This is a genomic window from Pseudodonghicola sp. (assembly GCF_048268305.1).
GTDB lineage: Bacteria > Pseudomonadota > Alphaproteobacteria > Rhodobacterales > Rhodobacteraceae > Pseudodonghicola.
Genome location: NZ_JBLWVT010000002.1, coordinates 304635 through 324308, shown reverse-complemented (window position 1 = coordinate 324308; position 19674 = coordinate 304635). Strand labels below are relative to the sequence as shown.

The window sequence follows — 19674 nt, the reverse complement described above, 5'->3', positions numbered from 1 at the left end:
CTTGCTCAGCTGGCGGCGGCAACCGCCCGTTTGGTCATCACCGTGATCAGATGTGCGCGATACTCCGCCGTTCCATGCAGATCGGCGATCATCCCCTCCGGCGAGACGCTCAGCCCCTCCAGCGCGGTCGGGCTGAAATCGGCACTCAGCGCCGCCTCGGCCTCGGTCCAGCGGAACACCCCCTCTTCCGAGGCGCCGGTGACCGCCACTCGCACCCCATCGGGGTACTTCGCCACGAAGACACCGACCAGGGCGAAACGCGAGGCGGGTTGTTCGAACTTCTGATAGCTCGCCACCTCGGGCACCGGAAAGCGCACCGCGGTGATGATCTCCCCCTCCTCCAGGGCGGTGGTGAACATGCCCTGGAAATAATCGTCCGCCGCGATCTCGCGGTTGCTGGTCACGATGGTCGCCCCCGAGGCCAGCGCCGCCGAGGGGTAACAGGCCGAAGGGTCATTGTTGGCCAGGCTGCCGCCGATGGTGCCGCGATTGCGCACCGCCGGATCGCCAATATTGCCCGCCAGCGCCGCCAGCGCCGGATAGGCCCCCGCCACCTCGGCCGCGACCACCGCATGGGGGGTGCCGCCGCCGATGGTGATCTCACCGGCGCCGATGGTAATGCCCTTCATTTCCGCGATACCGGTGAGGCTGACCAGCACCGCCGGCGCCGCCAGCCGCTGCTTCAGCGTCGGAATCAGGGTCTGCCCCCCGCCCAGCGCCTGCGCCTCTTCCTCGCCCAGCGCGGCAATGGCATCGGCCAGCGTCGCGGGCTTCACGAACTCGAATTCATACATCTCGCTCTCCTTCGAGAAAGCAGGCCATCCAGCCCTTCCTCTCTGTTCAAATACTGCGGCGGACCGGGAGGCAAGCCCCCGGTCCAGAAGCACTTATCCGTTCATCGCGGCCCAGACTCGCGCCGGGCTCAGCGGCATGTCGATATGGGTGATATCCTTACCCGCAGAGCGCAGCGCGTCCACCACTGCGTTGACCACCGCCGGCGGCGAGCCGATGGCGCCGGCCTCGCCGCAGCCCTTCACCCCCAGCGGGTTGTGGGTGCAAGGCGTCTGACAGGAATGATCCACCGTATAGAACGGCAGGTCGCTGGCCCGCGGCATGGCGTAATCCATGTAGGAGGCGTTGAGCAGCTGGCCGTTCTCGTCATAGACCGCGCCTTCCAGTAGCGCCTGGCCGATGCCCTGGCCGATCCCGCCATGCACCTGCCCGGTCACGATCATCGGGTTTATGATATTGCCGAAGTCATCGGCGGCCGAGAACCGCTCGATGGTCACCTTGCCGGTGTCGGGATCGACCTCCACCTCGCAGGCATAGGCGCCCGAGGGATAGGTGAAGTTGCTGGGATCATAGAAGGCGGTCTCCTCCAACCCCGGCTCCAGCTCTTCCAGCGGGTAGTTGTGCGGCACATAGGCCGCCAGGGTGACATCGCCCCAGGCCACCGACTTGTCGGTGCCGGCAACGCTGAACCGGCCGTCCTTCAGCTCGATATCCGCTTCCGAGGCCTCCATCAGATGGGCCGCGATCTTCTTGGCCTTCTTGATGATCTTCTCGGTCGCCCGCACCATGGCCGAGCCGCCGACCGCGATGCTGCGCGAGCCATAGGTGCCCATGCCCATCGGGATCTTCGAGGTATCGCCATGGACGATCTCGACCATGCTCTCGTCGATGCCGATCATCTCGGCGATCACCTGCGGGAAGGAGGTCTCATGCCCCTGCCCGTGGGAATGCGAGCCGGTCATCACCACCAGGCCGCCGGTCGCATTGACCCGCACCGTGGCGCTTTCATAGAGCCCGGCACGAGCGCCCAGTTGCCCCACCAGATGCGACGGCGCGATGCCGCAGGCCTCGATATAACAGTTGAGGCCGAGCCCCCTGAGCCGGCCGCGCTTCTCACTCTCCGCTCGGCGCGCGGCAAAGCCCTTGAGATCGGCGATCTCCTCCAGCTTGTCCATCGTCGCGTGGTAATCGCCGGTGTCATATTCCACCGCCACCGGGGTGGCATAGGGGAATTCGGTGATGAAATTCTGCCGGCGCAGCGCGATGGGATCGACGCCCAGCTCGAGTGCCGCCTTGTCGACCACCCGTTCCAGCTGGAAGGTCGCCTCCGGCCGGCCGGCGCCGCGATAGGCATCGACCGGCACCGTATTGGTGAAGACCGCTTTCACGTTCACATAGATCAGCGGCGTCTTGTAATTCCCCGCCATCAGCGTGCCGTGCAGCCAGGTCGGCACCGAGGGCGCGAAGGTGGAAAGATACGCCCCCATGTTGGCGTAGGTCTCGGTCCGGAGCGCAGTGAAGTTGTTGTCGGCATCGAGCGCCAGTTGAATCTTGGTCACATGATCGCGGCCATGGGCGTCGGAGATGAAGGCCTCGGACCGGCTGGCGGTCCATTTCACCGGGCGATTGATCTGCTTGGCCGCGAAGGTGCAGAAGGCTTCCTCGGCATAATGGAAGATCTTGGTGCCAAAGCCGCCGCCCACATCGGGGGCCACCACCCGCAGCTTGTGCTCGGGGATGCCAAGGACGAAGGCGCCCATCAGCAGGCGGATCACATGCGGGTTCTGGCTGGTGGTGTAGAGCGTGCTGTCGTCATTGGCCCGGTCGTAATCGCCCACCGCCACCCGCGGTTCCATCGGGTTGGCGATCAGCCGGTTGTTCACCAGTTCCAGCGTGGTGACATGGGCGGCCTTCTGAAAGGCCTCCTCCACCGCCGCCTTGTTCTCCTCGACGAAGCCCCAGTCATAGCAGAGGTTCGAAGTCAGATCGTCATGCACCTTGGGCGCGCCGTCCCGCAGCGCCGCCTTCATGTCGACCACTGCCGGCAGTTCCTCGATATCCAGCTCGATCGCCTCGGCGGCATCGCGGGCCTGCTCGCGGGTTTCGGCCACCACCGCGGCAATGGGATCGCCGACATGGCGCACCTTGCCCTGGGCCAGCACCGGGTGCCCCGGTTCCTGCATCGGCTGGCCGTGCTTGTCGGTGACCTGCCAGCCGCAGGGCAGCCCGCCCAGGCCTTCGAAGTCGGCGCCGGTGAAAATGCGGATGACGCCGGGCATCGCGGCGGCGGCGCTGGTGTCGATCCCGTTGATCTTCCCATGTGCCATGTCGGAGCGCAGGAAGTGCACGTAAGCTTGACCGCGCAGGTTGATGTCATCGGTATATCTGCCGCTTCCGGTCAGGAAACGCAGATCCTCGCGCCGCTTCGGGCTGGCGCCAATTCCATGGTCTTTCGGCATGTCTTTCTCCTCCCAGAGAGCTGGCCGCCCGCTGGCCGCGACGCGCCCCCCTCCTCCGGGGGCTTCGCGGCGGACGGCCTCAACCAGCGATCATTCGGCGGCGATGGCGGCAACCTCTTGTCCGCTGGCCGCCAGGATCGCCTTGACGATGTTGTGATAGCCGGTGCAGCGGCAGATATTGCCTTCGAGATAGTGACGGATCTCCGCCTCGGTCGGCTTGGGATTCTCCTTCAGCAGCGCCGCCGCGCTCATCACCATGCCCGGCGTGCAAAAGCCGCATTGCAGCCCATGGTGATCCTGGAACGCCTGCTGGATGACGTTGAGCGATCCATCCGCAGCAGCCTGGCCTTCGATCGTCGCCACCTCGGCGCCATCGGCCTCGAGCGCCAGCATGGTGCAGGATTTCACCGCCTTGCCGTCGACATGAACCACACAGGCGCCGCATTGGCTGGTGTCGCAGCCGACATGGGTGCCTGTGAGCCCGAGCTGATCGCGCAGGAACGACACCAGAAGCGTGCGGCCTTCGACCTCGCCGCGCATCTGCTTGCCGTTCACGGTCATCGTGACCTCTGTCATGGGTACCTCCCGTTATGAACTGGATCTTATGGGGCGAGTTAAGCACGCCACCCGGGACTTGAGAACTCAATTTTTGGCGCGGCGTCGTAGGGGGAGACGGGGGCGCTGCCCCCGGACGGGCTGCGCCCACCCTCCCCCGGGATATTTGCGGCTAGAAAAAGGGCTGGGCCGCGATCAGTCGTCAGCCGGCGCGCGGGTGGCGCGGGGGTGCCGACGCTCGGGGATTTCCTTCAGTAGGCCGCCCACCCCCATGCCGGCGATATCGGCGGCCGAGACCGGCAGGCCGCAGGCGACGCGGGAGAGCACCCAATCGGCACCGTTCAGCGCCGGCGAGCGGGCGCAGCCCGGCAGGCCGATCACCGGGCGGGACTGGAGCGAGCCGACAAAGAGGAGATTGCCCGGATCGACCGGCATGCCGAACCGTTCGATGCGCCCCCCGGCCTGGCGCAGCGCGGCGGGCGCCACATCGTCGATATCCATGGTGGCGGAACCGGTGAGGATCAGCGCCAGATCGCCCGGAAGGTCGGCCAGCGCGGCGGCGAGATCGCCGCTGCGATGCGGCACCTCGCGCACCTCTGCCAGCTCCATCCCCAGCGCGGCAAGGCGGGCGGCGATCACCCGACGCGCCTTGGTGTCGTCCGGACCACCCGGCACCCGGGTGATCACCAGCCCGGCGCGGCGCAAGACCGGCGGGGCAAGCCGCAGTGCCGCCGGCGCCAAGGCACAGGCGCGGGCGACATCCGCCTCGGGCACCGCGAAGGAGATCACCTTGACGGTGGCGACCATGCCGCCCTCGGCCATCTGTCGGAAGGCGGGCACGGTGGCCAACGTGATCATCGGATGAACCGCATTGAAGGCCTCGATCGCCGCGACATCCAGCACCGCCACCCCCGGGCCAGTGGCCAGCACATTGACCCGTCCGGTGAAGGGCGAGGTCAGCCGGAGGCCAGCTGCCGGCGGATCGGGGACCAGGGCAGAGGCAAGCCGGGCCGCGGCGGCATCCTCGTGCAGATCGTCCGGGTCGAGCCGGGCGCAGATCACCTCCGCCATCCCCGAGGCGCGCAGCCGGGCGATCTCCTCCGGCCCGAGGCACATTCCCTTGCGCAGCCTCACACCATCCAGATCGACCGAATGGGCGAGGAGCGCCCCTTCTGCCTCGACCAAGGGCAAGGCGCCGAATTTCATTGTGCCCGCCCGCGCAGAACCGCCGTCATCTCGGCCAGGATCGACACCGCGATCTCGGCCGGGCTGGCGGCTCCGATATCGAGCCCGACGGGGCCGTGAATGCGGGCGATCTGATCGTCGCCGAAGCCCGCCGCCTGCATCCGCGCCACCCGCCTGGCATGGGTGCGGGTCGAGCCCAAGGCGCCGATATAGAAGCAGTTCGCCCTGAGCCCCGCCTCGAGCGCCGGATCGTCGAGCTTGGGATCATGGGTCAAGAGCACCAGCGCGGTGCGAGTGTCGAGGCCGAGTTCCGCCACCGCCTCGTCCGGCCAGTCGTGCAACAGCCGCGTCTCCGGAAACCGCGCGGGCGAGGCGAAGGTATCGCGCGGGTCGATCACCGCCGGATCGTAACCGGCGATCCGCGCCATCGGCACCAGCGCCTGGGCGATATGGACGGCGCCCACCACGATCAGCCGCAGCGGCGGGTTGTGAACAGCGACAAAGGTCTGGCCGTCCTCCTCGAAGCCGGAGCGGTCCATCCGCATCCGGTCGGGATAGCCGTCGCGCAGCAGCCGCCGCGTGCCGGTCGCGAGATTGACCTCATAGGCGACGGGCAGGCGCGCGGCGCGGGCGGCGACCAGTTCGGCCAGCATCTCCTCGGACAGGACCGTGCCCACCGGTTCCACCAGCACCCGGATGGTGCCGCCGCAGGCCAGCCCCACGGCGAAGGCGTCGCCATCGCTGACCCCGAAGGTCAGAAGCCGGTGTTCCCCGGCCTCCAGCGCCTCCAGCGCCTCGACGATCACCGCGCCCTCGACGCAACCGCCCGAGACCGAGCCTTCGATCCTCCCGTCGCCCGCGATGGCGAGCTGGGCGCCGACCCGGCGCGGCGCGCTGCCCCAGGTCTCCACCACGGTGGCGAGCGCGGCGCCCAGCCCCTCACGGTGCCAGGCGAGCGCGGTTTCGGGAATGCTGTCGATGGGCTGTGTCATGGTCGCCTCGTGATACGGGCCTGAAAGCAATTGTTGCGGGCCGAGCGCACATCAACATAGGCGATCCTCGGGTCGCCCAGCAAGGTTTCCGCATAGGCGGGCAGATCGTCGGAGGGCACGACCCTGCCGGTGCCATAGACGATCCGGTCATTGGCGCCATAGCCCTTCAGCAGATAGTCGGGGGCGGTGGTCAGGATTTCCGGCACACCATCGCCGTCCCAGGGGGCGCAGTCCTCGGCGCAGAGAAAGATCGGCCCGGTCTCCGCATAGGGCTGCAGCGCCGGGAAGGGCCGCGCGGCAAGGATCAGCATGGGCGCGCCTTCGGGGATGTTCTGCAGGCAGTGGCGACAGGGGGTGCCGGCGCCGTCAGAGACCGCCCGTTCGGCCGGCTGGCCATTGGCGTCGGGCCCTCCGGCGCGAACCGAAGCGACAAAGGCGCTGTCATAGGGGTGAAACTGCAGGGTCATGGCAAAGTCCTTTCCGGTTGAAGTTGTCGGATCAGACCTAAGCGGCGGCGCCCCTGCCGGGCGACCCGCTTCCTGCGCAAAGCGGCGCGCCCAACAGGCCCCAAGGCAGAAAGGCGCAGAAGCGGCCCGGCAGGAACACGGGAACCGGGCCGCTTGCAGATGGCCGGGAATACCGGCCACCCTGTCCCGGGGCCCGCCAGCCCCGGAAACTCGGATCACCCTGCCGACAGATGCAAGCCGGCAGGCTTGAAGGCTGACCGCCCCAGCAGCAGCCCGCCGATTGTCCAGTTGAGCGACACGCCCCCTCGCAAATGGCTTCGAGCGGGGAAGCTAAACGTCATATTCCGAGTTTAGAATGATTTAGATCAAATGGCCGCCGCCCGCGCCTTTTTTCACCGGCGCGCCCGGGGCAAGCGCCGGGGGTGTTTTCGGTGAGAAAAACGCCGCGCGGCAGAGCTTGTCCCCCTGCCGCCTCTCTTCTGCCCAAATACTCCCGCCGGAGGCTCCCCAAGGTGACGCGCGGGCCGACCGCCGGATCAGAGCAGCGCCATCAGCCGCGATTTCTCGCCGGGATCATCGGGGCGCGACAGCGCCATGACGAGCGCTTCGAGCGAGGCGATGGAGTGACCGGCGCGAAAGCTGTCGACATGGGGAAGCATGGCGGCGATGCCGCGCGCCTTGGGCGCGAAGCCGTCCCAGCGCAACAGCGGGTTGAGCCAGATCAGCCGCCGGCAGGAGAGCTGCAGCCGTTCGGTCTCGCGCGCCAGCTGGTCGGGATCGTCGCGGTCGAGCCCGTCGGTGATCAGCAGCACCACCGCCCCCTGCCCCAGCACCCGGCGCGACCAGTCGCGATTGAAGGCGCGCAGGCAGGCGCCGATCCTGGTGCCGCCCTCCCAATCCTGCGCCTCGGCCCCGGCGGCGGCCAGCGCCGCGTCGACGTCGCGACCGCGCAGGTGGCGGGTGATATTGGTGAGCCTGGTGCCGAAGGTGAAGGCATGGACCTGGGCCCAGCCCTGCCCCTTGGCGTTCGACACCGCATGGAGGAAATGCAGCACCATGCGGCTGTATTGGCTCATCGAGCCGGAGATATCGCAAAGCACCACCAGATTGGGCCAGCGAACCCGTGGTTCGACCCGGGCGAGATCTCGGATCTCGCCGCCGCGGCGCATCGCCAGCCGCAGGGTGCGGCGCGCGTCATAGCGGCCCCCGGACGAGGTGGCGCGCAGCCGGCGCGACGGCAAGGGCGGCACCGGCAGGGTGAGGCGCGCCAGCATGCGTTTGGCCTGCGTCATCTCCTCGGTGCTCATCTGTTCGAAGTCGAGGGTTCTGAGCCGCTCCTGCCCCGACATGGTGCGCGAGGCGTCGACCTCGATCTTCAGCTCCTCCTCCGGCTCCGGCAGGGTCTCCGGCAGATCGGGCGTGGCACCATCCAGCAACGCCTCGGCCGCGCGTTTCTCGGCCGGGCGGGCACGACGTTCCTCCTGCACGCCGCGCACGGCGGGCAGCATCATCGCCATCATGTGTTCCATATAGCGCGGATCGCGCCAATAGAGGCGAAAGACCTGGGCGAAGACCACCAGATGCTCGGGCCGCGAACAGAAGCAGGCGCGCAAGGTGTAAAAGAAATCCTCGCGCGAGGTGAAGCCGGCGGCGACCACGGCGCGGATCGCCTCGGCCACCCGGCCCGGCCCGATCGGCAGCCCGGCCTTGCGCAGGGCGCGGGCGAACCAGGTGATGTTCTGGATGAGTTGCGGTGTCTCGGGAAGGTCGAGGGGGGCGTATTCAGGCATCAAACCTCCTGGGGGCGCTGCCCCCAGACCCCCGGAGTATTTTCACAGAGAAGAAGGCGCAGGCGGGCGACATGGCAGTCACGCCGGCCCGAGGCCGGCGCGGACCTCATCCAGGATGCGCTTGGCCTCGGACCCTTGCAGGCGCTGGATATCGTCCTGGTACTTGAGGATCGCCCCCAGGGTATCGGCGATCACCTGCGGGCTGAGCGCGATCACGTCGAGCGCCAGCAGGCATTTGGCCCAGTCGACGGTTTCGGCGACACCGGGCTTCTTGAACAGATCCTCGGTGCGCAGCCGCTGGACAAAGGCCACCACCTCGCGGCTGAGCGCCTCGGCCGCCTCCGGCACGCGGGCGTGCAGGATGTCGATCTCACGCTCGAAGTCGGGGTAATCGACCCAGTGATAGAGGCAACGGCGTTTCAGCGCGTCGTGCACCTCGCGGGTGCGGTTGGAGGTGAGGATCACGATCGGCGGCTCGGGCGCGACGATGGGGCCAAGCTCGGGGATGGTGACCTGATAGTCCGACAGCGCCTCGAGCAGAAAGGCCTCGAAGGGTTCGTCGGTGCGGTCGATCTCGTCGATCAGCAACACCGGGGCGCCATGTTCATCGGGGCGCATCGCCTGCAGGAGCGGCCGTTCGATCAGGTAATCGGCCCCGAAGAGATCGCGTTGCAGCGTATCGCGATCGGCGTTGCCCTCGGCTTCGGCGGTGCGGATGGCGATCATCTGGGCGGGAAAGTTCCATTCATAGACCGCGCTCGCCGCGTCGAGCCCCTCGTAGCATTGCAGCCGGATCAGCCGGCGGTTCAGCCCCTTGGCCAGCGCCTTGGCGATCTCGGTCTTGCCGGTGCCGGGCTCACCTTCCAGAAACAGCGGCCGACCAAGTTTCAGGGCCAGAAAGGCGACCGTGCCGAGCGCCCGGTCGCAGACATAGTTCTGCCGCGCCAACAGGCTTTGCACCGCCTCGATCGAATTGGGGTTTTGCATGGGTCTCCTCCTGCCCCCAGAGAACGCCGAACAGGCCCCAGCGGTCAAGCCGGGGATGATCCGGCGGGGGTCACGCAATATTGACGCTCCTGCGCCAAGCTGCGATGGTTCGGGCCAAGATGACGGGGGCGAACCCCGCCTTGGGTGAAGAGTGAGCAGAGGCCGCCCCCGGCAGGAGCCGACCGGCCAGTAAAGGAGGCGACATGCGGATCACCGCGGTGACCTGCGTGAAGAACGAAGGGCCGTTCCTGCTGGAATGGATCGCCTTCAACCGGCTGATCGGGGTGACCGATCACCTGTTCTATTCCAACGATTGTTCCGACGGCACCGACCGGCTGCTGGATGCCCTTGCGGCGCGCGGACTGGTCACCCATCTGCCGAACCCGGCGGAGGGGCGGAATTACCAGATGGAGGCCTTGAAGCATGCCGGCCAATTGCCGCTGGTGCGCGACTCTGACTGGGTCTGGATCGCCGATGTCGACGAATTCCTCAACATCCATGTGGGCGATCACACCATCCCGGCGCTGATCGCGGCCTCAGGCGATCCGCAGGCGATTTCGATCACCTTCCAGTTCTTCGCCAATGACGGGATCGAGACGTTCGAGGATGCGCCGGTGATCGCGCAATTCACCCGCAGCCATAATCCCGACATCTGGTGCGATCAGACCGCGCAGGAGGTCAAGACACTGATCCGGCGCGATTTTCCACTGCAGTATTTCGGCGCCCATCGGCCGTTTTTCAAGAAGGGCCTCACGGGGGAAGCGCGCCCGATCTGGACCGACGGATCGGGCCGGCCGGTGCAGCACAAGTTCCTGGTCGCGGCCAATCCGAACCGCATCCGCAAGTTCCCGGCCAAGGGCGCGCGGGACTTCGCGACGCTGAACCATTATGCGCTGCGCTCGCTCGACAGCTATCTGGTCAAGAACGACCGCGGCGACGTGAACCGCGAGAACCGCGCCTTTGACGACAGTTACTGGCGCGAGCGCAACGATCCGGCCTGGCAGGATCTGTCGATCCGGCGGCATCTCCCCGCGCTCGAGACCGCCCTCGCCGAGCTGAAGGCCGATCCCGAGATCGGCGCCCTGCATGCGGAGGCGGTTCGACTGCATCGCGCCAAGCGCGACGAGCTGCTCGCCAAGCCCGCCTATCGCCAGATGCAAGCACAATTGCGCGCCGCCTCGACCCTGCCGCCGCAGGAAGAGGCGATGCTGAAGACCTTGGGAATTGCCTGATGCGTATCCATCTGCATATCGGACCGCAGGACATCGGCGGCGGGCGGCTGCAGGCCCAGCTCGATCTGCATCGCGAGGCGCTGAAGGCGCAGGGCGTGCTGCTGCCCGGCACGCTGGGCGGGCGCAACCACACCCGGCTTTACATGGCGGTGACCGATCCCGACCATGTCGACCCGCTGCGCTTCAACCGTGGGTTCATCCCGGCGGCGAAGCAAAAGAAGCTGCGCGAGATGCTGGCGCAGAGCCTGGCCGCCGATGTGGCGCGGGAAAAGCCGCAGGCGATGATCCTGACGGCGCTGCAACTTGGCAGCTCGCTCTGCCGGGTGTCGGAATTGGAGCGGCTGCGCGATCTGCTGGCGCCGCTGTCCGAGGACATCCGCATCATCGCCCACGTGGACGACCCGGCCCGGGCGCTGGCGCGGACCTATGCCGCCCAGGTGATGGAGGGGCGTGCGGTGCCGCTGACCCGCGAAATCGCCCTGGCCCGATCCGGCGCGCCCTGGTGGCAAGCCGCACTTGACGGCGCCCCGGCGCCCGATCCCGCCGGCGGGCAATTCCTGGAAACCCAGGGCGCGCCCTTCTGGCTGGATTACACCGCGCTGGTGGACTTCTGGCAAGGCACCTTCGGCACCGGCAGCGTCACGCTGCGCCCCTATGACGAGGCGCGGTTTCATGGCGAGGCGCTGGCCGACGAGCTGGTGCAGAGCTTCGGGCTGGGCGCGCCGCTCGGCCGGGCAGAGCCCGATCCGGTCCTGCCGCAGCCCCCGGCGGCCTGGCTGGCACGCAGCCGGCAGATGAACGAGCTGCTGCTGAAGGTGCTGGAACACCGCGCCCGCATCCTGCCCCGGACGCTCTGGCACAGCTTTCTGGACGAAATCCGGATCGACGGCGCCCCGATCGCGGCGGGCTCGCTCGCGGCCATCTCCGCGCGGTTCGCGGCGGCGAATGCGGCGCTGCGGGAGACCCAGCCGGCGCTGACGGCCGAGACCTTCGTCCCCGACGCGCCCCTGCCCGACTGGCAGGAGGCCGATCCCGAATTCGGTTATCGCGCCTCGCAATATCTGCTGACCTTCATGGGGCGGCTCGACAAGGCCTCTCATGTCGAGACCAAGGGCAAGGCCGCCGATCTGGCGGCCGCCGAGCGCGAGGCCGAGCGGCCCGAGCACCCGGAGGACGACGGGCTGAGCGAGACCGCCCGCCGCATCCTGCCACCGCTCGCGCAGGAGAAATTCGCCCATCTCAGAACCACCGCCTATGCGCCGCACGACCGGATCGGCACGGTGGCAGAGGACAAGGTTCTGCCGCCCTATGCCGCCGTGCCGCCGCGGGTGCTGCCCGAAGGCTCCACCGGCACGGTCATTGTCGGCTGCATGAAGAACGAAGCGCCCTATATCGTCGAATGGGTGGCCTATCATCGCGCCATCGGGGTCGACAATTTCCTGATCTATACCAATGACTGCACCGACGGCACCGATGAAATCCTCGGCCGGCTGCAAGAGATGGGCGTGGTCCAGCACCGCAACAACGACGACTGGAAGGGCAAGTCACCGCAGCAGCACGCGCTGAACCTGTCGCTGAAAGAACCCCTGGTGAAGACCGCCGACTGGCTCCTGCACATCGACGTCGACGAATTCGTCAACGTGCGCTGCGGCAATGGCACGCTCGCGGATTTCTTCACCGCCGTGCCCGAGGCCACCAATGTGGCGATGACCTGGCGGCTGTTCGGTCACAGCGGGGTGACCCGGCTGGAGGATCGCTTTGTCATCGAGCAATTCGACCGCTGCGCCCCGAAATTCTGCCCCAAGCCGCATACGGTCTGGGGCTTCAAGACCATGTTCCGCAACATCGGCGCCTATTCGAAACTGTCCTGCCACCGCCCCAACAAGCTGGAGGAGGACAAGCGCGACCAGGTGCTCTGGGTCAACGGCTCGGGCCGCGACATGACCAAGGAGGCGATCGACAACGGCTGGCGCAGCTCGACCCGGTCGATCGGCTATGACCTTCTGCAACTGAACCACTATGCGCTGCGCTCGGCCGAAAGCTTTCTGGTCAAGCGCCAGCGCGGCCGGGCGCTGCATGTCGACCGCTCGATCGGGCTGAACTACTGGATCCGGATGGACTGGGACGATGCCCGCGACATCACCATCCAGCGCAACCTGCCGCGGCTTCAGGCCGAATACGACCGGCTGATGGCGGATAAGACTTTGGCCGCGCTGCATCGGACCGGGTTGGAGTGGCACCGCGCCAAGGCGGACGAGCTGCACGGCATGGCGGAGTTTCAGGAGTTGTATCAGCAAGCGCTGGAGATCAAACTGAACGGAGTGGAACGCGCCGCCTATGCGCTGGCGCTGGATCTGGAGAGCTGAACGATGGATACATCCGTCAAACCCGAAGGCACGCCGAAATTCATCCGTTCGCGCGGGCTGAAGTTCCCCTATGATCCGCGGGTGATCGACCGCAAGCGCCGCAGCCTGCTGCACAAGGATGCCTATGAGCTGAAGGAAAGCGAGGCGGTGCTCAGCCAGATCAAGCCCGATGACCGGGTGATCGAACTGGGCGCCGGCATGGGCTATATGTCCACCCTGATGGCCAAGGCGCTGAAGGTGGGCGAAATCCACGCCTTCGAGGCCAATCCGGCGATGATCCCCTATATCCGTTCGGTCCACGAGGCCAACGGGGTGACCGGGGTGACATTGCACAACGCGCTTCTGGGCGACACGGCGGGCGAGGTCACCTTCTACGTGCGCGGCGATTTCGTCGCCTCCTCGATGGAGGACAATCTCGGCGACCGGCACGGCGGGGTGATCGCGCGCGAGACCGTGCCGGTGCGCCCGGTCGCGGAGGTCTTCGCCGAGATCAAGCCCACCGCGCTGGTCTGCGATATCGAGGGGGCCGAGCTGCACCTGCTGCCACTGATGGATCTGTCCGGACTGCGTCTCGTCGTTCTGGAACTGCACCCGCAGGTCTTCGGCCAGGCTGGCACCGAGGCGGTATTCCGCCTGATGTCCGACGCTGGCCTCACCTATTTCCCCAAGGCTTCGCACGGCAAGGTCGTCACCTTCAAGCGGGGTTGGTGAATGATGCGCGCGCTGGCCGTCCTCACCGTCCGCAACGAGGGCGCCTTTCTGCTGGAATGGCTGGCGCATCACCGCGCGGTGGGGTTCACCGATTTCCTCGTGTTGTCGAACGATTGCCAGGATGGCACCGACCTGATGCTGGACCGGCTGGCGGATCTGGGCTGGCTGACCCATCTGCGCAACGACAGCCCCCATGACAAGGGCGGCATCCAGTTCACCGCGATGAAGAAGGCCGGCAAGCACAGGCTGGTGAAGAAGGCCGACTGGATCCTGACGCTCGACATCGACGAATTCGTCAATATCCATGTGGGCGATCATACCCTTGCCGCGCTCTGGGCGGCGCTGCCCGAGGCGACGGCGATCACCCTGACCTGGCGGCTGTTCGGGAATGCCGACACCATCCGCTATCGCGACCGGCCGATCACCGACAGCTTCGTGCGCTGCGCCCCGGCGGTGATGTTCTGGCCCTGGCGCGCCTCGATGTTCAAGACGCTCTACCGCAACGACGGCACCTATAGCAAACTGGGGGTGCATCGCCCCCGCGGCCCCGATCCCGACCGGCTGGCCAATGCCCGCTGGTTCGACGGCGAGGGCCGCGACCTGGGCGAACAGATCAAGACCTCACGCGTGTTCAGCGCCTATGGTCGGCCGAATTACAAGCTGGCGCAGCTCAACCACTATCCGCTCGGCACGATGGAAAGCTTCGTGCTGAAGGCCGATCGCGGCCGGGCGGTGCATTCCGACCATATGCTGGATGTCGATTACTGGGTGGAGCGGAACTTCAACACCGATGTCGACAATTCGGTCCGCGCCATCGCCCCTAAGAGCCTGCCGCTGCGCAAGGATCTGCACGCCGACCCCGAGCTTCACCGGCTGCATCTGGCCGCGGTGCAATGGCGTCAGCAGCGGTTCCTGGAGTTGATGGAGCAGGAACCCTATCGCGCCCTCTTCGCCCGGCTGCTGATGACGCCGCCATCGCGCCCGATCTCGCAGAACTCGGCCCGGACGCTGACCGGTTTCGCCAATCTGGGGCGGATGAAAGAGGCCGGGGGCGAAAAAGACACGCCTGGTGAAGGAGAGACCCCGCAATAACGGGGTCTCTCCCCCAGGGTCAGATCACCCCGAGCATGCGCATCGCTTCCGCCACCCGGACGAAGCCGGCGATATTGGCGCCAAGCACATAGTCGCCTGGCGCGCCGTACTCCTCGGCCGTGGCGGCGCAGGTGTCGTGAATGCCGCGCATGATGCCGGCCAGCCGCTCCTCGGTCTTGGCAAAGCTCCAGCTGTCCCGGCTGGCGTTCTGCTGCATCTCAAGCGCCGAGGTCGCCACGCCACCGGCATTCGCCGCCTTGCCCGGGGCAAAGAGCACGCCGGCCTGGCGGAAGATGTGGATCGCCTCGGGGGTGCAGGGCATGTTGGCGCCCTCGCCCACCGCGATCACCCCGTTTTTCACCAGGCTGCGCGCCCCCTTGCCCGACAATTCGTTCTGCGTCGCCGAGGGCATCGCCACATCACAGGGCACATCCCAGATCGACCCCTTGTCGACCGGAATGAAATGCACCCCCTCGCCCCTGCGGCGGGCATATTCCGAAATCCGTTCGCGGCGGATGCCCTTGATCTCCTTCAGCAACTCCAGGTCGATGCCGTTCTCGTCGATGATATAACCGCTCGAATCCGAGCAGGCGACGACCACGCCGCCATAGGCCTGGACCTTCTCGATCGAATAGGTCGCCACATTGCCCGACCCCGAGACCACCACGCGCTTGCCGTCGAAATCGGTGCCGCGCGTCTCAAGCATCGCCTTGACGAAATAGGTATTGCCATAGCCGGTCGCCTCGGTCCGCGCGCGCGAGCCGCCGAAGGCCAGCGCCTTGCCGGTGAACACCCCGGCCTCGTAGCGGTTGTTCAGGCGCTTGTACTGGCCGAACATATACCCGATCTCGCGCCCGCCGACGCCGATATCGCCCGCGGGCACATCGGTCTGTTCGCCCAGATGGCGGTGCAGCTCGGTCATTAGCGATTGGCAGAACCGCATGATCTCACCGTCCGACTTGCCCTTGGGATCGAAGTCAGACCCGCCCTTGCCGCCGCCGATCGGCAGACCGGTGAGCGCGTTCTTGAAGGTCTGTTCGAACCCGAGGAACTTGATGATCCCGACATTGACCGAGGGGTGGAACCGCATACCCCCCTTGTATGGTCCGAGGGCAGAGTTGAATTGCACGCGGAACCCGCGATTGATCTGCACCCTGCCCTGATCGTCCACCCAGGGAATGCGGAAGATGATCTGCCGTTCGGGTTCGCAAATCCGCTCGATCAGCGCCTGATCCAGATAATGCGGATGCTTGGCGACGACCCGGCCCAGGCTTTCCAGCACCTCATGAACCGCCTGCAGAAACTCCGGCTCGCCCGCATTCCGACGCATCACATCGGCAAGGATCGGGTGGAGTTTTTCATCAATGCTGTTCATGGAGAGCCTCACAAATTTAGATGATTCAGGTCGTCCGGCACTCCTACAGACCAATCTTTAGGCAAGTAAAGTCGATAACGTCTAGTTTATAATCATTATACAAATGGTCGCGCAGGATGCGCCCAGGGGCCCGCGACGGTTCCGCCACCCTCGGGCCATCGCGCCCGACCTCACTCTTCCTGCGCCACCCTGTCGCCCCCATGCCAGGCCCCCGCGACGGCCGATCCCCACGCCGCCCGCAGCAACGTCACCCGCCCCGCGCCATCCGGCCGGCTTGACATTCCACATATCAATCGACATCTAAATACCAAGTGAGATGTGAAACATGCGCCTGACCCGAAAACAGACCCAGGAACAGACCCGTGGCCGGCTGCTTGATGCCGCGGCCGAGGCGATTTTCGCCGAAGGGCTCAGCGCGCTGTCGATCCGTGCGGTCTGCGAGGCGGCCGGCTATAGCCAGGGCGCCTTCTATTCCAACTTCTCCAGCCGCGACGATCTGCTGCTGGCCCTGATGGAACGGCATATCGAGGAAGAGGCCGCCAATCTCTCGACCCTGATCGCCGGCCTGGGCCAGGGCAGCCTCGACCAGGACATGCACGATATCGCCCGCTGGCTGGCCGAACATGGCGAGACCGAGGAGTGGTCGCGCATCAACGCCGATTTCAAGCTGCACGCCCAGCGCGATCCCGCCTTCGCGGAAGGCTATCGCGCCGTGGCCGAGCCGTTTCACCGCGCCTTTGCCCTGCTGATGGCCGATCTGGTGCATCGCCACGGGTTGCAGCCGATCCTGCCCGCGCGCGAGCTGTCTGTCGGCCTCTATGCGCTCTGGACCGGGCTGGCGCTGCAACGGGCGGTCGAACCGGCCCTGCCGCGGCAGGATATCTATCTGGCCTTCCTGCGCGCCGCCATGATCGCACCGCGCCTTCCTCTCTCCTCATCCCCGAAAGGAAACCTCTCATGACCATCAAGAACGTCACCGTGCTGGGCACCGGCGTGCTGGGGGCGCAGATCGCCTTTCAGACCGCCTATCACGGCTTCCAGGTCATCGCCTATGACATCGGCGACGCCCAGATCGCCAAGGCGAAACAGACCATGGACTGGCTTGCTGCGCGCTATCTCGACGATCTGCCCAGCGCCGAACAAACCGATGTCGCCAATGCGCTGACCAACCTCGGCTATGCCACCGATCTGGCCGAGGCGGTGAAAAACGCCGATCTGGTGATCGAGGCGGTGCCCGAGGCGATCGAGATCAAGCGCAAGGTCTATGGCGAGCTGGCCAAGGTGGCGCCGGCGAAGACCATCTTCGCCTCGAACTCCTCGACCCTGCTGCCCTCGGCCATGGCCGAGGCGACCGGGCGGCCGGCCCAGTTCACCTCGCTGCATTTCGCCAATGAGATCTGGACCCACAACATCGCCGAGATCATGGATCACCCCGGCACCGACCCGAAGGTGCATGCCGAAGTGGTCGCCTTCGCCCGCGCCATAGGGATGGAGCCGATCGAGGTGCTGAAGGAACAGCCGGGCTATGTGCTGAATTCGCTGCTGGTGCCTTTCCTGCGGGCGGCGGCCGGGCTTTTCACCAATGGTATCGCCAGCCCCGCCGATATCGACAAGACCTGGCGCATCGCCACCGGCGCCCCCAAGGGGCCATTCGAGATTTACGATATCGTCGGGCTGACCACCGCCTATAACATCTCGCTGATGTCGCAGGACGACACCCAGCTCAGGTTCGCGGCGCTGCTGAAGGAAGACTATATCGACAAGGGCAAGCTGGGCGTCGCCACCGGCGAAGGGTTCTATAAATACCCGCGCGACTGACCGGGACCGGTTGCTACCGACGATAACAGGGGGCACAGGCCCCCTGTTGCATTTGCAGCCCCGAGCAGGCTTGCCGGGTGCAGCACCTCAGATCAGCCCCACCCGCTGCAGCGCGGCCCTGAGCGGCGCCAGTTCGGCCTCATAGGCACGCCAGCCGGCGTCGCTGCCCCGATAGATCGGGCGGCGCACCTGGTCGGCGCTGGCGGTCAGCGCCTGAACCTCGGCGCGTTCCGGGGTAAGCCAGTCCTCGGACCAGTCAAGCCCCACGGCCTCGGCCAGATCGCGGGTGGCCGGATCGGGGGTCTCAACCAACCGGGCATAGTCCAGATCGAAGATCCGATCGGGATAGAGCCCGCGCCAATGGGCCATCAGATCGCGGTGCAGCACCATGAAACGGGCGATATCGCCGATATCATAGGCAAAGGCGTTACCCTGACCGACAAAGGACAAGCGGTAGATCGACCAGGCCACCGCCATCGGATCGCGGGCGACATGGACGATCCGCGCCTCGGGCAGCGCGGCACAGAGATAACCGATCCAGCGAAAATCCAGTGGCATCTTGTCGATCATCACCGGGCTGCCATCGGAATATTCGGCCAGTTCCTCCAGCAGACGCGCCCTCAGGCTGGCAATATCCGCCGCCGTGATCTGGCGCACCTCGCGCCCCATGATCTCGCGCAGCATCTCGCCCACCGCAAGCTGCACCACCGTCAGCTCGCCACAGGGCTGCACCCCCTCGGCGCGCGACAGGATGCGTTCGACCAGCGTGGTGCCTGACCGCGGCAGGCCGGTGACGAAGACCGGTCGCGGGCTGGCGGGCGTCTTCACCGCCACCGGTTCGGGCACCGATTTGAAGAGCGCGCGGCTCAGCGCATAGGGCAGCGCGTCTGTCTGGAAATCATAGCCCAGCCGGGCCTTTTCCAGCCGGTTGCCGGTTTGCAGATGGGAAAAGGCCTGCTGGCGCTGACCCAGATCGTCGAGCGCCTTGAACAGCGCGAAATGCAGCGGCACCGCCTCCGCCGTCTCGGGGCCCAGCGCGGCAAGCCGCTCGCGCATCTCGGCCAGATGCGGCTCATCCGCGGTATAGGTGATCGCATAGGCGAGGTTGCGGTGGAGCCCGGCATCCGCCGGCGTCAGCACCAGGGCACGGCGAAAGTAGTCAGCCGCCGCCGCCCGGTCGCCACGGGCGCGAGCGAGAAGGCCGAGGTTGTTGAGCGTGCGCGCCTCGGTCTCGGGATGGCCCAGCGCGGCGCGCAGGCTCTCCTCCGCCGCCGCAGCCTGCCCCATCTCGCGCAGCGCCCGACCCTTGAGGTTCAGCGCCGCCGGATCGCCCGGCGCCCGGGCCAGCACGGCCACCGCCGCGCGCAAAGCGGCGGGCGCGCGCCCCATCTCCAGACGGCAGGCCGCCAGGGCGGTGCCGATCTGCGTCCCCTCGGGGGCCAGGGCGAAGGCCGCGACCAGCTGCCGTTCCGCCTCGCCCCAGGCGCCCTGCGCCTGCGCTGCCTGCGCCGCCGCCAGCAGATCGGCCAGCTTCGGCCGCAGCACCGCCAAGCCCTCGCCCACCTGCCTGTTCGAGGGGAACCTCTCCCGCACCGCGAGATAGGCCATCACCGCGCCCACCACATCGCCCGCCCGGGCGGCGGATTTGGCGCGGCTCAGCAGCGTGTCGGCAGAGAGGGTGGGCGGCATCGGCGGTTCCTTCAAGGTCGTCGGGGCGATATCCTCGCCCCGGAAATGGCGGCTGCCGCCTGTTTAAAGCGTCAAGAGCATGCGTCAACGTTCTTGCCTCGACCAACCCTTGGCCGGGCTTGACTCTCCCCCGCTCCGGCGCCCTTCTTGAACGCGAAGACAGG

16 protein-coding genes are annotated in these 19674 nt (G+C 66.6%); 6 read left to right on the top strand and 10 right to left on the bottom strand.

Annotation, left to right across the window (positions count from 1 at the left end; all coding sequences use genetic code 11):
* Window positions 1-5: 5 nt before the first annotated feature.
* The 8 genes from ACN0V4_RS04665 to ACN0V4_RS04630 all read right to left on the bottom strand — a co-directional run bounded on the left by ACN0V4_RS04665 (window position 6) and on the right by ACN0V4_RS04630 (window position 9227).
* Window positions 6-794, bottom strand: coding sequence for an FAD binding domain-containing protein (locus ACN0V4_RS04665; protein WP_417673495.1), 789 nt, complete (start codon window positions 792-794; stop codon window positions 6-8).
* 93 nt (window positions 795-887) lie between these two features.
* Window positions 888-3251: a xanthine dehydrogenase family protein molybdopterin-binding subunit gene (locus tag ACN0V4_RS04660; RefSeq protein WP_417673493.1), complete on the bottom strand. Its 2364-nt coding sequence runs from the start codon at window positions 3249-3251 to the stop codon at window positions 888-890.
* Window positions 3252-3341: 90 nt separating this feature from the next.
* Window positions 3342-3827 carry a (2Fe-2S)-binding protein gene (locus ACN0V4_RS04655; RefSeq protein ID WP_417673491.1) on the bottom strand — a complete coding sequence of 162 codons (486 nt, stop codon included), beginning with the start codon at window positions 3825-3827 and terminating at the stop codon, window positions 3342-3344.
* Window positions 3828-4001: 174 nt separating this feature from the next.
* Window positions 4002-5012, bottom strand: coding sequence for a molybdopterin-binding protein (locus tag ACN0V4_RS04650; RefSeq protein WP_417673489.1), 1011 nt, complete (start codon window positions 5010-5012; stop codon window positions 4002-4004).
* A complete protein-coding gene (locus tag ACN0V4_RS04645; RefSeq protein ID WP_417673487.1) occupies window positions 5009-5983 on the bottom strand; it encodes an XdhC family protein in 975 nt (324 codons plus the stop codon). The genes ACN0V4_RS04650 and ACN0V4_RS04645 overlap by 4 nt, the downstream gene beginning before the upstream one ends.
* Complete coding sequence (locus ACN0V4_RS04640; RefSeq protein WP_417673485.1) at window positions 5980-6450, bottom strand: DUF1203 domain-containing protein; 471 nt, start codon at window positions 6448-6450, stop codon at window positions 5980-5982. Before ACN0V4_RS04640 ends, ACN0V4_RS04645 begins: the two co-directional genes overlap by 4 nt.
* Window positions 6451-6986: 536 nt before the next feature.
* Window positions 6987-8240 (bottom strand): vWA domain-containing protein, encoded by a 1254-nt coding sequence (locus ACN0V4_RS04635; protein ID WP_417673483.1) that lies wholly within the window; start codon window positions 8238-8240, stop codon window positions 6987-6989.
* Window positions 8241-8318: 78 nt separating this feature from the next.
* Window positions 8319-9227 carry an AAA family ATPase gene (locus ACN0V4_RS04630; protein ID WP_417673481.1) on the bottom strand — a complete coding sequence of 303 codons (909 nt, stop codon included), beginning with the start codon at window positions 9225-9227 and terminating at the stop codon, window positions 8319-8321.
* Between the two features lie 203 nt (window positions 9228-9430).
* On the opposite strand from ACN0V4_RS04630, the gene ACN0V4_RS04625 reads away from it, so the two are divergent.
* Genes ACN0V4_RS04625 through ACN0V4_RS04610 form a run of 4 tightly spaced genes read left to right on the top strand, consistent with a single transcriptional unit; the run spans window position 9431 to window position 14628 of the window.
* Window positions 9431-10459, top strand: coding sequence for a glycosyltransferase family 2 protein (locus tag ACN0V4_RS04625; RefSeq protein WP_417673479.1), 1029 nt, complete (start codon window positions 9431-9433; stop codon window positions 10457-10459).
* Complete coding sequence (locus ACN0V4_RS04620; protein ID WP_417673477.1) at window positions 10459-12825, top strand: glycosyltransferase family 2 protein; 2367 nt, start codon at window positions 10459-10461, stop codon at window positions 12823-12825. Before ACN0V4_RS04625 ends, ACN0V4_RS04620 begins: the two co-directional genes overlap by 1 nt.
* Before the next feature lie 3 nt (window positions 12826-12828).
* A complete protein-coding gene (locus tag ACN0V4_RS04615; protein ID WP_417673475.1) occupies window positions 12829-13536 on the top strand; it encodes an FkbM family methyltransferase in 708 nt (235 codons plus the stop codon).
* Window positions 13537-13539: 3 nt separating this feature from the next.
* Window positions 13540-14628 (top strand): glycosyltransferase family 2 protein, encoded by a 1089-nt coding sequence (locus tag ACN0V4_RS04610; RefSeq protein WP_417673920.1) that lies wholly within the window; start codon window positions 13540-13542, stop codon window positions 14626-14628.
* Between the two features lie 19 nt (window positions 14629-14647).
* Here ACN0V4_RS04610 and gdhA read toward each other — a convergent pair whose 3' ends face one another.
* Window positions 14648-16003: an NADP-specific glutamate dehydrogenase gene (gene gdhA / locus ACN0V4_RS04605; protein ID WP_417673473.1), complete on the bottom strand. Its 1356-nt coding sequence runs from the start codon at window positions 16001-16003 to the stop codon at window positions 14648-14650.
* A 325-nt stretch (window positions 16004-16328) separates the two neighbouring features.
* On the opposite strand from gdhA, the gene ACN0V4_RS04600 reads away from it, so the two are divergent.
* Both ACN0V4_RS04600 and ACN0V4_RS04595 read left to right on the top strand, forming a co-directional pair.
* Window positions 16329-16964 (top strand): TetR/AcrR family transcriptional regulator, encoded by a 636-nt coding sequence (locus ACN0V4_RS04600; RefSeq protein ID WP_417673471.1) that lies wholly within the window; start codon window positions 16329-16331, stop codon window positions 16962-16964.
* Window positions 16961-17821, top strand: coding sequence for a 3-hydroxyacyl-CoA dehydrogenase (locus ACN0V4_RS04595; RefSeq protein ID WP_417673469.1), 861 nt, complete (start codon window positions 16961-16963; stop codon window positions 17819-17821). The genes ACN0V4_RS04600 and ACN0V4_RS04595 overlap by 4 nt, the downstream gene beginning before the upstream one ends.
* A gap of 87 nt (window positions 17822-17908) precedes the next feature.
* Here ACN0V4_RS04595 and ACN0V4_RS04590 read toward each other — a convergent pair whose 3' ends face one another.
* Window positions 17909-19510 carry a sulfotransferase gene (locus ACN0V4_RS04590; protein WP_417673467.1) on the bottom strand — a complete coding sequence of 534 codons (1602 nt, stop codon included), beginning with the start codon at window positions 19508-19510 and terminating at the stop codon, window positions 17909-17911.
* Between the last annotated feature and the right edge of the window lie 164 nt (window positions 19511-19674).